At 51.7% G+C, this 13,511-nt stretch carries 15 protein-coding genes; 3 read left to right on the plus strand and 12 right to left on the minus strand.

What is annotated here, in order from left to right; all coding sequences use genetic code 11:
• Positions 1-56 precede the first annotated feature (56 nt).
• From fosB to CHH67_RS14325, 3 genes are all read right to left on the minus strand, one after another.
• Positions 57-482: a metallothiol transferase FosB gene (gene fosB, locus CHH67_RS14315; protein ID WP_425320445.1), complete on the minus strand. Its 426-nt coding sequence runs from the start codon at positions 480-482 to the stop codon at positions 57-59.
• Positions 483-502: 20 nt separating this feature from the next.
• Positions 503-1,006, minus strand: coding sequence for an 8-oxo-dGTP diphosphatase (locus CHH67_RS14320; protein WP_095265872.1), 504 nt, complete (start codon positions 1,004-1,006; stop codon positions 503-505).
• 91 nt (positions 1,007-1,097) lie between these two features.
• The gene (locus CHH67_RS14325) at positions 1,098-1,862 is read right to left on the minus strand and encodes an RNA polymerase sigma factor (protein WP_095265873.1); all 765 of its coding nucleotides are present in this window, start codon (positions 1,860-1,862) and stop codon (positions 1,098-1,100) included.
• A 222-nt stretch (positions 1,863-2,084) separates the two neighbouring features.
• On the opposite strand from CHH67_RS14325, the gene clpP reads away from it, so the two are divergent.
• Positions 2,085-2,666, plus strand: a complete 582-nt coding sequence (clpP, locus tag CHH67_RS14330) for an ATP-dependent Clp endopeptidase proteolytic subunit ClpP (protein ID WP_095265874.1) — start codon at positions 2,085-2,087, stop codon at positions 2,664-2,666.
• 45 nt (positions 2,667-2,711) lie between these two features.
• Entirely contained in the window at positions 2,712-2,921 is a 210-nt protein-coding gene (locus CHH67_RS14335; protein WP_095265875.1) for a hypothetical protein, read from the plus strand.
• 148 nt (positions 2,922-3,069) lie between these two features.
• Here CHH67_RS14335 and CHH67_RS14340 read toward each other — a convergent pair whose 3' ends face one another.
• From CHH67_RS14340 to CHH67_RS14365, 6 genes are all read right to left on the minus strand, one after another.
• Positions 3,070-3,948 carry a GNAT family N-acetyltransferase gene (locus tag CHH67_RS14340; protein WP_095265876.1) on the minus strand — a complete coding sequence of 293 codons (879 nt, stop codon included), beginning with the start codon at positions 3,946-3,948 and terminating at the stop codon, positions 3,070-3,072.
• Positions 3,949-4,051: 103 nt separating this feature from the next.
• Positions 4,052-5,746 carry a M3 family oligoendopeptidase gene (locus tag CHH67_RS14345; RefSeq protein ID WP_095265877.1) on the minus strand — a complete coding sequence of 565 codons (1,695 nt, stop codon included), beginning with the start codon at positions 5,744-5,746 and terminating at the stop codon, positions 4,052-4,054.
• A gap of 162 nt (positions 5,747-5,908) precedes the next feature.
• Positions 5,909-6,712: an ABC transporter ATP-binding protein gene (locus CHH67_RS14350; RefSeq protein WP_095265878.1), complete on the minus strand. Its 804-nt coding sequence runs from the start codon at positions 6,710-6,712 to the stop codon at positions 5,909-5,911.
• Between the two features lie 492 nt (positions 6,713-7,204).
• Positions 7,205-7,831 carry an NUDIX hydrolase gene (locus CHH67_RS14355; protein WP_095265879.1) on the minus strand — a complete coding sequence of 209 codons (627 nt, stop codon included), beginning with the start codon at positions 7,829-7,831 and terminating at the stop codon, positions 7,205-7,207.
• A gap of 22 nt (positions 7,832-7,853) precedes the next feature.
• Positions 7,854-8,900 carry a serine hydrolase domain-containing protein gene (locus CHH67_RS14360; protein WP_244908201.1) on the minus strand — a complete coding sequence of 349 codons (1,047 nt, stop codon included), beginning with the start codon at positions 8,898-8,900 and terminating at the stop codon, positions 7,854-7,856.
• Positions 8,901-8,942: 42 nt separating this feature from the next.
• Positions 8,943-9,464, minus strand: a complete 522-nt coding sequence (locus CHH67_RS14365; protein ID WP_095265881.1) for a DUF6886 family protein — start codon at positions 9,462-9,464, stop codon at positions 8,943-8,945.
• Between the two features lie 133 nt (positions 9,465-9,597).
• Here CHH67_RS14365 and CHH67_RS14370 point away from each other — a divergent pair, with 133 nt between their 5' ends.
• Positions 9,598-10,380 carry a lipase family protein gene (locus tag CHH67_RS14370; protein WP_095265882.1) on the plus strand — a complete coding sequence of 261 codons (783 nt, stop codon included), beginning with the start codon at positions 9,598-9,600 and terminating at the stop codon, positions 10,378-10,380.
• 13 nt (positions 10,381-10,393) lie between these two features.
• Here the strand turns inward: CHH67_RS14370 and CHH67_RS14375 are convergent, their stop codons facing one another.
• The 3 genes from CHH67_RS14375 to CHH67_RS14385 all read right to left on the minus strand — a co-directional run bounded on the left by CHH67_RS14375 (position 10,394) and on the right by CHH67_RS14385 (position 12,975).
• Entirely contained in the window at positions 10,394-10,852 is a 459-nt protein-coding gene (locus CHH67_RS14375) for a hypothetical protein (RefSeq protein WP_095265883.1), read from the minus strand.
• Positions 10,853-11,224: 372 nt separating this feature from the next.
• Entirely contained in the window at positions 11,225-11,710 is a 486-nt protein-coding gene (locus tag CHH67_RS14380) for an NUDIX hydrolase (protein WP_095265884.1), read from the minus strand.
• 158 nt (positions 11,711-11,868) lie between these two features.
• Positions 11,869-12,975, minus strand: coding sequence for a stalk domain-containing protein (locus CHH67_RS14385; protein ID WP_218832022.1), 1,107 nt, complete (start codon positions 12,973-12,975; stop codon positions 11,869-11,871).
• Between the last annotated feature and the right edge of the window lie 536 nt (positions 12,976-13,511).

Raw genomic sequence — 13,511 nt, forward strand, 5'->3', positions numbered from 1 at the left:
AAACCCGTTTACCGATAACGGGAACGAGTCTCGTGGATCATGCAATATTAAAGCTCCTATGCCTCCTGATCATAGAAGATCATATGGTCCTTCTCGGCACGATAATAGGCCATCCGATCGGCCAAGGTTCCTGTGTGGAACTCAAACCTGTGACCATCGGGATCAAGAAAATAGATGGACTTCCTGTCCTGTTCCGACCGGCTGCGCCCGGGCAGCACCTGAACGTTCAGCTTCTTCAGCCGCTCGAGAACCGCTTCATATGTATCCTCCTCAATCGTAAAGGCAATATGCGTATAGCTTCCTGCCTCGCCGCTGCGGTCCACATCCTCCTCATTCAGGGCAATCCACAAGCCTTGCAGATCGAAATAAGCAAGCTTTCTTCCCTTCACGAGCAGCTTCGCCTCAAATACATCCCGATAAAAAGCAATCGACCGTTCGAGATTGGAGACGGAAAAACAGAGATGATTGATCGGATGGGGAATCAATACGGAACAGCCTCCTCTCACATACCGATTTCAAGCGCCTTGTCCCGATACTTCCTTCGGGTGCTGTCCAGCACGAGATCCGCTTCACGATCCCATACATCGCTGTGCTCAAACGTTCCTTCTTCAAAGAACAGCGGAAACCGCTCCCTGAACCAATCCTGCATAGGCAGCTTGAGCGCGTCCTGAATATCTACCCACAAAAGCTCGCCCTCGGGCGGGTCCTGCAGCAGTTCTCCCTCCCACGATGTGGCCAAATAATTAAACACCATGTAGCGCAGCCCGGTGCTCGGCTCGCACCATTCCTGCAGCCCCTTATAAATAATATCGTTCACCACCAGGCCGGTCTCTTCCCGCACCTCCCGGATCGCGCCGTTGACAATGCTTTCAGGAAACTCGACTTTGCCGCCAGGCGCAATGTAGCCCGGGAACCCCTTGCTGTCGGGCCTGTTCATCAGCAGCACCTTCGAGCCGTTCTGCACCATGCACATCGTATAGATTTTATATGTAATATTCTGGCTCATGACAACCACTCCTTCCCAGCCTGCTGTAGATGCTTATATTATATAATGATCAGGCTTCGGCGGAATAGAGCCGGTTCCAGGCCAGTTATCGTCAAGCTGCCATAACGATGCCCATGCACGACACGGCAAAGCTCCCTTCAAGCGTGCCCCCATAGCCGGATTGGATGCGGTGCTGCGGCAGCAGCATGCCCACCGCCATGACCGACTCTCGCGGCTGTCCGCTCGTCTGAATCAGTCTTACTACCTCGTCCACGTCGCCTGCCAGATAGGCGGTTGCCAGCGCTTGTAATAGTTGGCCGTCCACCTCCTCAACCTCTGCCTCATTCATGGCGGTCCACGCGGCGTCCTCTTCCAGCTCAGCTGCTTCAAGCGCCTTGCGCGCCCGGTGCAGTGCCGCTTTGACAGCCCCTTGCGTGGTGTCCAGAAGCGAGGCCGCCTCGGCGACTGAGAACTGCCATCCTTCCCTTAGTACAAATACCGCACACTGCGCCCGGGACAAATGCTGCAGTAGCAATTGAAAGACAGCCTCGGTCTGAAGCTTTCTGTCCAGTTGTTCCGTCTGCATCTCATCTCCCTGGACCAGCCACTCGTTCACGATGCGCCGATACACGCGGTTTCTGCGAACCCGATCGATCCATGTATTTTTAGCCGTGCGCAGCAGAAGAGCCTCGGGATTGCTGTGCGTTCGCTTCTGAAATTTGTCCAGCACCTTGAGCCACGTATCCTGAACCAGATCCTCCGTGTCCCAAGGGCAGCCCGTCAAGGACAGGCAGTATCGGTGCAGCAGGGCGTGAAGCTCCTCCACACGCTGCTGCGAAAGCATGGGGATATGTGATTCCGGCTGAATGATCGTCATGTTGGCCAGCTCCTTTCTTCGCTTATCCCGTCTTTCTTATATTTGATTCGCAGAACCTTTATTCCGGATAATTTGAAACAGCTATATGAAGTAAACGATTGTAGGTCCGGAACGGTTACGCCCTGCCATTGCCATTATTTCGGGACCTGCTTCGCGTATCCTTTCACGCTATCGCTTCGTTTACCCGGTGAAATCCAAAATAAGCACGCAGGAGGTATCGCGATGAATTACATTCCTTACGTCGTGGAGCAGACGCAGCGGGGGGAACGCTCCTATGATATTTATTCCCGATTGCTGAAGGATCGGATCGTGTTTGTCGGCACGCAGATTGACGACACGTCCGCAGGCAGCATCATTGCCCAGCTGCTGTTCCTGGCAGCCGAGGATCCTGACAAGGATATTCATATGTACATCAACAGTCCGGGAGGCTCCACCTCCGCCGGATTTGGTATCTACGATACGATGCAGATCATCAAGCCGCAAGTGAACACAATCTGCACCGGAATGGCCGCTTCCTTCGCCGCTGTACTGCTGCTGGCTGGCGCCAAGGGCAAGCGCATGGCGCTGCCTAACAGCGAGGTTATGATTCACCAGCCGCTGGGCGGGGTTCAGGGCCAGGCCAGTGACATCGCCATTACCGCCAAACGCATTCTCCGGACGCGGGAGAAGCTGGTGCAGATTACAGCCGAGCGGACCGGGCAGTCGCCGGAGCGCATTGAGAAGGACATGGACCGGGATTATTTCATGACCGCCGAGGAAGCGCTGGCGTATGGAATCATCGACGAGATTATTACGTCGATGTGAGCAGCTAACAAGCTAGGCAAGATCGATAAAGGAGCGTGGTTTACGATGCTGAAGGGGCTGGAGAAACAGGCGGTTACAATTTATTTTCTCGACGGAAGCTGTGTTCGCGGAGGAACGCTGGAAGAGGTGAACGAGGCCTTTGTGAAATACAAGGACGAATTCGAAATGCTGTACGTCCCGATTTCATCCATCCGCGCCGTCGCCGCTGACAGGAAGGTGCGCGAGCAGCCGAAAATCGGCTTTTCCGCACAATAAGAGGGTTCGTCACAGCCACAGTCGGCCATGATCCACTGGCTTGCCCTCCTGCTGCTATGAGCAGCACATAGGAGAGAACATGGCCGTTATACTGGAAGGACCGGGCAAGGATATCCTTGCCCGGTCCTTTTTCGATGATGACTTCCCCTTAACTCTCAGGCTCCCACAGCATTAATACCTGCTCCATCGATCCTGTAAATCCGATTTCTTGCAGGATATGAACCAATTCCTCCTGTGTGGCACGAATGTTGAAGGCGGTCCGTCTGCAGCGATCCTTCGGCTGGAGTATTGCATACAGCGCCGCTCGGATCACATCGCCGGCATCCCTTCGTCCAGGTGCGGCCTCACAGCGAAACAGCGTAATGCCTGCCAGTACTCCCTTATCATCGAAGGTTCGCTTGAACAGTCCGTAACCGACCTGTTCGTCCCCGTCATATACCTTCACACACTCCGCATCCTTCAGATTAGGAACATCCGACTGCCATACCACACCCGAGCTATAGTACGGAATCGCCAGCACTTCCGCCGCATGCCCCCGCACGACCGAGTAAGCGGACCGTCCGCTGCCACCATCGTCCAGGCGCAGCTGCTCGCATGTCATAATAAGCAAGCGATCCACGATGCTGTATCCGACACTTTCGTACAGACGAATGGCCGGCGCATTCGTGCTGATCGCCTCCAGATAAGCCCGTTTGACCTGCTCTTCCTTATACAGGGCCAAATTGTATTCCATCGTCGTCTTGCCAAGGCCTTTGCCGCGATGATCGGGACCAATCGCCGTGCCCCCGTTGCGCGCAATCGTTATTCCTTCCAGCTCACGGAAGCTGTTCAGGATAATGCCGGCCGGTTGTCCATCGACATAACAAGCCAGAGAACGCTTTAGGCATAGCTCGTCATTCGTCACCCGGGCGAGGAAGCGCTCCAGCGGCATCGAGGCATTCACCATATACCCTTCGAAAGAAGCGTTCCACAAGTCTGAGACCACCGTCACCGGCAGCTCGCTTAATCGTTTATATAAGATATCCATCCATTATCCCTCATAATATAAAGATAGCAGGAAGAGCCCCGGGCTCATCACAAGCCTTCGTTCTCTTCCTGCTGTTACAGCATCTACTGTATCCGAGAACGGATTACAGCGCCTTATCGTCCACGCTGTCCAGCCAGCTCTCAATGCTACCGATCACCGAGGTTACACAGCCGTCCTCGAATGGTGAGATCAGCCCGGCTTCTTTCACCAGCTCGGTAAAGGATTTGCTTCCGCCTAGGCGGCACAGGTGCAAATAATCGGCCCAGGCCGCTTCACGGTTCTCATGCATTCTCTTCCAGAATTGGAAGGCACAGATTTGCGCCAGCGTGTAATCGATATAATAGAAAGGCGAATTAAAAATATGCCCTTGTCTATGCCAGAAACCGCCGTTATCCAGGTACGCATTGTCCTCATAATTGCGATGCGGCAAATACTTCTTCTCGATTTCACGCCAAGCCTGTTTGCGCTCCGCAGGCGTTGCATCCGGATTCTCATACACAAAGTGCTGGAACTCGTCTACCGTTACCCCGTACGGAATAAAGATGAGCGAGCTTGCCAAATGCTCAAAGCGGTATTTATCCACTTCATCCTGGAAGAAGTGCTCCATCCAAGGCCATGTGAAAAATTCCATGCTCATGGAGTGAATTTCAGCCGCCTCCATCGTCGGGAAGCTGTACTCCGGCACTGTCAGGCTTCTGCTCTCATACACCTGGAAGGCGTGACCGGCTTCATGCGTCAGCACATCGATGTCATGAGACGTGCCGTTAAAGTTGGAGAAAATAAACGGTGCTCCGTAATCGCTAATATACGTGCAGTAACCGCCGCTCATTTTGCCCTTCTTGGCGACGAGGTCCATCAGTCCGTTGTCCAGCATGAAGCTGAAAAATTCATGTGTCTCCGGGGACAGCTCCTCATACATCTTCTTACCGTTGTTCACGATCCATTCCGGATCGCCCTTCGGCGTGGCATTGCCGGACTTGAAGGCAAAATTCTCATCATAATAGAGCAGCTGATCCACGTCGATCCGGTTCTTCTGGCGCTCCTTCAGCTTGCTAGCCACTGGAACGATATAATCCAGCACCTGCTTGCGGAAATTAGCCACCATCTCGGCATTGTAATCTGTGCGCGCCATCCGGGCGTAAGCGAGCTCTACAAAATTGTTGAAGCCAAGCTTCTTGGCAATTTTCGTTCTGATCTTTACCAAGTCATCATAAATCCGGTCGAACTGCTCTTCATTCGCGGCCATGAAGCCGCTGGAAGCTTCCGCCGCCCGCTTCCGCATCGCGCGATCGGTTGACTGCTGGAACGGAACGAGCTGGGACAAGGTGCGCTCTTCCCCTTCGAACGGGATTTTCGCCGAGGCGATCAGCTTCGAGTATTCGGTTGTCAATTTGTTCTCTTGCTGTAAATCCTCAATCACCTCAGGACTGAATGTTTTCAAGGACAGTTCTGCAAGCTGGAACAGCTGACGGCCCCACTTGTCCTCAAGCTGTTCTCTGAATTTCGAATCCACCAGCGCCCGATAATACTCGGTTATGTATTCTTGCACCACAGGACCATTCTCATCATAAAAATCCTGCTCAGCCTTATAAAATTCATCGTTGGTGTCAATCGAGTGGCGCACGTATGCGATTTGCTGCATCGTTTCAAACGTGCTGCGAAGTTTGTTAATTTCTGTCATTGCCTGATCCTGCTCATCATAGCTTCCAGCTGACGTGAATGATTGAAGCAGCTCCTTGAACTTATGCTCGAATGCTTTGACATCCGGGCGCTCGTAGCGGTATTCATTAAATTTCATTGCGCATCTGTCCTTTCCAAAATAAATCATGGTAAACCGTCAATTGTTCGACCTATGGTTAATTCGATATCCTATTGCATTTCTCCTGCCCCGAATGGGAAATTCCTTAAATTAAAACTAAATCCGATGCGTTCCCCAGCTAGGCTAGAAGAGAATTTCCCCCTAATCCCCTTGATCGCCCTGATCCGGAATGGATAACCAGGCCCGTTCCTGCTGCCAGGCAACCTCAACCGGCGTTTCGAAAAATTCGCTTAAATTGTTGCTGGTGAGCATGTCCCGGGAACGGCCTTGACTGAATATGCTTCCGCGCCGAATAAGCAGCGAATGTGAAAATACCGGCAGTATCTCTTCAATGTGATGGGTGACAAACAGCAGTGTAGGCGCATCGGGTCTTGTTGCCAGCGCCGTAATGCTGGACAGCAGCGCTTCCCTCGACAGAAAGTCGAGCCCGTTGCAGGCTTCATCCAGAATCAGCAGCCGCGGTGATGCCATCAAGGCGCGGGCGATCAGCAGCTTCTGCTTCTCCCCCTGCGAGCAGGTCTCATACGTGCGTCCAAGCAGATGATGGCAATTGAATTCCTTCATCAGCTGCTCGGCCATCTCGCGGTCGGACTCCTCCACTTTCTGGTATAGGCCGATCGAGGCGTGCTTGCCGCTAATCACAACATCCAGCGTAGATTCATTCGGGCGGATCCGCTCCTGAAGCGAGGAGCTGACCCATCCGATCGATTTGCGCAGCTCGCGCAAATCCACCGTCCCGAAGCGGTGACCCAGGACAGAGACCATGCCGCTCGTAGGCCAGATATACCCGTTAATCATATTCAGAATCGTCGTTTTCCCCGACCCGTTCAGGCCTAGAACCGCCCAGTGTTCTCCATTCCTGACCGTCCAGTTCACATCCGTCAGCACCGTCTTCTGCTCTCTTCGCCAAGTCACATTATCCAGTTCTATCGTTGTATACTCCATTGTCTGCTCCTTTCCTGCTCGACATTTCATTGTCGCACGAGACGACACAGCCAGTGCAGATTGCCGTTATCGCCAGACTCCCGTGTCGGTTGAGAAACCGTGCTCCATAGACACGATATCTCGATGTATAATTCTCATTTTTGCGAAGCTTCCGATAGGATTAGAAGGTATTATATCAGATTTTACATAAAGTTTGGGGTTCATCTTAGAATTCAACGCTGACTTCACATCCAGCAAAGCATGCCGCTCCCGGGAAATCAGGGGGGCTTGCGCCCCCCGGCTCTCCCCTGATTTCTGCATTCAACCGCTACAGCGATGGAATCCGGAGGCAAAGACAAGCATATTCCTTCTCCAGCGCCCCTCTTGCCTCCCTCTGCCCCTACGCTTCTGCCCCGTATGATGATAATGTAAGGACAGATGCTTGGGTTGTGCACGCCCTGACCTGCAAACCTGATTAACCTTGCACTCTGATTGCCCAGGAAATAAATCATTTCACCGCGCTTTCAGATTGTCGAACAACAGCTTGTAATATTCCTCAGAATTGGGTGTCACCTGATGCAGGCCGATCCTTCTTCGTTCCCGTATCAGCCCTTCTCCCTGAAGATCGGTCACCACACCGTCCACCCAGCATTCCTCCGTCTGTCCGAGCACAAGCTCCCGGAACTCGTCGCAACCAACCGTAAACAACCCTGTAATCTCTTCCTTCTGAAATGAATACTCATCGACTGGCCGGCTGCTCTCGTATAGAAAAACATGATTAAACTCCCTGTCGATCAGATCGCTGGAGATGATGCTTTCTTGAGGGACCATCCCGCAGTAGGTCAACTCATCAAAGGCAGCCACGATGCCTAGCTCTTCTGCAAGCTCGCGCACCCCCTCCTCCACCGTTTCCCCAGCCAGAAGATGACCTGCACAGGAGATGTCGAGCAAACCGGGATACGTGTCCTTGTCCGGATGGCGAAGCTGAAGCAGCAACCGGTCCTCTCCGCTGGAGCGATCGACGATCCAGCAGTGAAATGTATGATGCCACAGTCCCTTGGCATGAACATTCTCCCTGCTGTCCACACCGATATGAATATTAGACGCATTATATATATCAAATAGTTCCGTACTCGACATCCATTCCACCTCCTACCAAGACCTAGACACCGGAAACGGCGATATTGTCCAGCTCTTGAGCCAGTAGAAACGCCCCCTCGGTCTGATTGCTGAGCACGTGGGATCGGATCCCTGTTCCGGCATATATGAACGAAATAAGACTGACTCCAGGATCGCAGCCCATAATGTAATGTCTGAAGATCTCATTGTCGCGGATGTCAATCCAAATCCCGTATCCGTAACTGTCATCGTCATCTGGCTCAACCTGTGGCGTGAGCATAAGCGCTGCGGTTTCCTCGGAAACTAGCTTGCCTTTCAGGAAATGCTGCCAGAACAGATCAAGATCGTACAGCGTTGTATATGCGCCGCCATCCGGCTGCCCAATGAGGGGCACCGAGTAAATATTGGTTCTCCACTGGCCTCCCTCCTCGTCAATATATCCGAGGGCGGTCTGCTTCGGCAGCCGATCCATGCGGTAATAGCCGGTAGATTCCATGCCGCAAGCCTGAAAAATGTGCTTCTCGATGTAGGTTCGGAAGGATTCACCCGTCACGCGTTCAATCAGAAGTCCGAGCAGCACGTAGCCGGAGTTGGAATAGGAAAAACGCTCGCCGGGCTTGAATTTCATCGGCTGGTCTTGAAATAAAGCCAGCACATCCTCCGGTTCCCTAACATGATACATCGGTGTCGTCAGCCAAAGCTGCTCAAAATCATCCATCACCTCTTCATCAAAATAGTCTGCAACTCCCGAGGTATGGGTAAGCAAATGATGCACCGTCACATCGCCGAAACCTTCAATTTCTGGCAGCTCGAGCCATTCTTGCAACCTCGTGTTATAGGTGATATGCCCCCGTTCGACAAGCTGACATACAGCAACCGCTGTAAACAGCTTGCTGCCGGAAGCCATGGCAAACCGGGTATGGGGATGGTTCGGCATCTCTTCGCTGCGGTTGGCAAAACCATACGCTTGTTCATAACGCGTTTCTTCATGCTGCCGAATAAGGACCGCCCCTGAAAATTGCGCCGTTTGGATCGTCTGATTAAGTGTTGCCAGCAGTGTTGACATCGTCATCATCCTTTCAATATCCACATGGTTAGAACAAGCAGCAGCCTGATCTTCCCTGTGTTTTTCTCATTCTAGAGAGGTGTCCGGCACGGCATTTTTCATGCGTATCATGGAATAATGCAGCGTAGAGGCCAGCACCTGTTCCTTGAGCCGCATCAAGGATGGCATCACGCGCAGCTCAATATCGGCGCCGACAATGGCGCCGATCAGATCATCCATGGGCTCCACAGCAATCGGCGTCACCGGATGGGGAGAAACGTAGTATCCCGCATTGCTGTCCAGCAGCTCAAAGCCTTCCGGATGGAAAACATACCGGTACAGCTTCCCGTCCCGGATACGCGAGTACCACCCCGCTTCGACTGCGATCATTCTCCGCACGCCAGACAAACCAAAAAACTTCTCCACATCCGATTCAGCCGTCTCTCTTCCTGCTTCTACGCAGATGCGAGGACAATCTCTCGGAACATAGTAGTGCGGGGCATGATGAGCATCGATTGCCCATACGACCGCCCGCTCATCATCCCGCCCCGCAGGATGTCTCGGTGCGAAGATATGAATCTCCGGATTCTCGCTGAAATGATACAGCACTGCGCTCCCTCCTAGCCGTTCTATCGCGATATGCTTTCATGCTCTACGCTCTTATGTCCGCTTACCTCCCGCCCCATAGGCACCAATCCCGCCCAGACCGAATATAGTGAAAGTAACGAGGGAGGGGCACAGCATGAAATTAAACACGGCTCAAACGCAGAGAGCCATCTTTCTGGCTGCTGTCTGCGGCCAAACTTATATGCAGTTCTCCAATCAAGACGGCCGCTTTGTCCTTCCAGCCAACTACACCCTCTTTGATACGATTGAAGCCCAGTCTCTCATCGGCATATGGGAGCGGTTCGGGTATATTATTCAGTCCGATCAAGAGATCATTATTGCCTTTCGAGGGACCAGCTCGGCCCCCAATTGGATTGCTGATGTGATCGCTTCCCAGCGCAAATTCAAGTATGTACAAGAAAATGTGCTCACACATGCCGGGTTTACCGGCATCTATAACTCTGCGCGCAAACAGATCAAGTCCGCTTTAAGGCGGCTGTCCAAGGATAAGGCGCTGTTCATTACTGGTCACAGTCTCGGCGCTGCACTAGCGGTGCTGTGCGCCGTGGATGTGGCAGCGAACACGGCTCGGGTGCCTGTGCTGTTTACGTATGGTTCCCCGCGTATCGGGGATCCCGCATTCGCCCAAGCCTTCAAACGCTATGTTCCGAACAGCTACCGAATTGCAAGCACATTTGATCCGGTAACGTACGCACCGCCGAGCATCTATAAGCTGCCAAAACGCGACAAGGCCTACTACTACAGCCATGTTCCCACGCTCATTCCGTTGGATTTCCTGAAAGGATCGATATCAGGCAATCATGTCATCGGCAGCTATTATGCCGAGCTCGCCAAGCTCGACCCTCAATTCAGCGAGAAGCTGCGTGAAGCCAACCCTGGCCTATGCCCTGTAGAGTAAGAACCGCTTCGATTCAAAACCCAAGCAGCTCTTCCAGTCGTTCATCCGCAACGATATACATGATGGATAGGTCATTGACCGTTTTGATTTGAACGAAATGATGGGCAAGCGAATCCTTTCGGGTGCCGGCGATATGGATTTTACCTGTGCTCACCGGATCTTTCGGAGTATAAATGAAACTTACTTCGTAATCAGCGTAACCGCCGGCATAAGCATAGGTATAGGCATATTCGCTCGTATCATCCTGAAAGCTCTTGATAAAAAACTGCCCATCCGCTCCCTCGGCCTGAGCGTCGGCAAGCCATTGAGTGACCTCCTCCACATGCTCCGGCTCAATCTCATTCAATGAATAGGAGTATACGTGCTGCATCGCCGATTCAAGACTCACGGGCGGCTTCTTGGCCCCTTCAGCGGTGCATCCGGTCAGACATAAGCCAAGGCATAGACCAACTGTCAGCCAGCGTGCTCTCATCCTCTTCCCCCCGCACAAATGGTTGATTATAAACTTTCGCCTATTATCTCATACAATGGTAGTCGAATACAGCTATGCGTCAGGTATAGAATGAATATAAGAAAGGTCTGCATTCACCGCTTCAGCGGTTGACTCCTAGGACAAGACGAGGCTCCTTGGTTTCTTGGTTTCTTGGTTTCTTGGTTTCTTGGTTTCTTGGCTTCTCAGTCCCCCTTCCTCTTCCTTTCTGAAACATTCATGATGGCAACCTCGGAGGTTGGGCTTCAGCCTAAACAAGACTCTTGCATGAGCAAGAGTCTGAATGCATTAAGGCATATGCCAGTTGATGCAACCTATGATGGAACGGAATCGATATCTATAGGCTATCCTTATTTAAAAAGTGCTGTTTCTCCCTAGGATCCCCTCAATTTCTTCATATCGCGCGAGCATTGCCTGAATGATCGGACGGTCGGGCGGATTGATCGCCTCCGGCAGCTGCTCCAGGCCAAAAAACTTCAGCTCCGACACTTCTTCCGTATCCGGCGCCGCAGTTCCTTCCACCTGATCGGATACATAGACCGTCACAACATTATATACTTCATCACCATTCGGGTATTTGTAGTACAGCTCCGGGCCGGAAAATACATCAAACAGCTTCAGCGGCCCTGCCGTGAACCCCGTTTCTTCTTTAAGTTCCCTTGCAGCGGCCTGTTCCAGCCGCTCTCCCGGCTCCATGGACCCGCCTGGAAGGCCCCATGTGCCATTGTCTGTCCGTTTGACAAACAGCAAGGAATCGTCAGCCAATACCAGCACACATGCCCCGGTCATAATTAACGGCCGGGTTCCGACTTGTTTGCGAAGCTCCATTATATAACCCATAGAACATCCTTTCCTGTTCATGATGGCTAACGCTTAAAATCTCTTTGATGAACCTATTATATGCGGAACGAAGACTGCCGCTCTTCTACATGACCTGGTGAAACATAAAAGGTTAACCGAACAAACGGTTTGCTCGGTTAACCCTAATCGGTGTAGATTTAGTCTTCTTCTGTAATCTGGATATTCACCTTGTCAATATTGGAGGCAGAGGACAGAGAAACGGAGAAGTTTCGCACATGCTCACCAACGACAAATCCACTCGAACCTTTCGTTTCTACCGCCTTGCCGTTTTTGTCATATCCGGTGACGACGATGCCGAGCGTTTTCCCTTTCTCATAGCCATTCTCCAGCACCGCTTCCACGACAAGCTTGCCATTATCAACACGGCTTGCTTCTGACAGCACCTGAACAGCATCCGCGAACCCCGTTGCTTTCACTTCGATGCGTGCAATCTGTGAAGCCGCGTTCAGGCTGACCTTGAAATTGCGGACATGCTCACCAACAACAAAGCCGCTCGTGCCTTTAGTTTCAATAGCTTTTCCATTCTTATCATAGGCTGTCACCACGATTCCGGTCGTAGCGCCCTTCTCATTGCCGTTCTCCACGACGCCGGTAACTTCAAGCTTGCCTTGATGAAGACGATCAGCATAAGAAATGAGTTCGACCTGTTGACGATGGCCTGTCAGCTCGACCTTGACAGAATCAATGACATCCACAGCATTCAGCGAAACATTGAAATTACGAACATGGCCTCCCACCACAAAACCGCTTATGCCTTGAGTTTCAACCGCTTTCCCGTTTTTGTCATAACCGGTGGCCACAATGCCGACGGTTTTCCCTGAGCTTGCCGTATTCTGAACCGAGGCGGTTACCTCGAGTTTCCCATTCTCGGCCTTATCACTCCAGGATACGAGTTTCACCGTATCGTCTGGCACCGCAGGGCTTGGTTGTGGCTGTGCCGGCGGTGTTATTGGTTGTGCTGGTTGTGCCGGTGTGGAAGGATTTCCCGTTTGAGATCCCTCCCCAATGACAACCTCTTTACGTTGGGCATTATAAGACACATCTACATCCAACAATTGGGAAACCGCTCTGACCGGAAGATATGTAGTTCCCTGATATGAAATAGGGAGAACGCTTTTACCATTGGCGTCCTTCAATTGAACGATTTGTCCATCCATTCTGATTTTCAGTTCCCCATTGAGATAAGCTTTTATTTCCTGCAATTGTGTGTTCGCCCATGCACTGATGCTCATGCCAAACATCATGAATGCGAAGCACAGAGCAGCCGTGATCCATTTCTTTTTCATTCCGTTACGCCTCCCCTTTCATTGCTTTACAGAATTTAACTGGCAACCTTTTCGATCCTATCATCGGGAAGAAAAATTTGTCAAACCCGCAGCTACAAGCGCCCAGCCCTTTCCAGCCCTGATCTTATCTCGATTCACCCAACGAATATAGGCTTAAATTCCTTCCCCATAATTAAAAATCGCGAAATTAGTCCCGGATCGTGCCAGCGACTATCGTCCGTTATGGGCACGCAGGCAAGAACAGATAAAAAAAACAGTCACCCGGACACCCGGAGACTACAGAGGTTTAACTGCTGATATGTTGCGAAGGTCTGCTCCAACAACCTACTCTAGTTGAATATTTCCCCATACGATAAGTCTAATAGTACGACTTTAGTCGTGATTCAATACTTTCCGATTATATATAGGTCTATATGCACATTAAAAAAAGTCCCTTCCAGCGTTAAGTGTTCCGGCAGCACAAATTCAAAAAGGAGGCTGACTAAACTAAAGAA

The organism is Paenibacillus campinasensis, assembly GCF_002272015.1.
Classification (GTDB): Bacteria; Bacillota; Bacilli; order Paenibacillales; family Paenibacillaceae; genus Paenibacillus_AQ; species Paenibacillus_AQ campinasensis.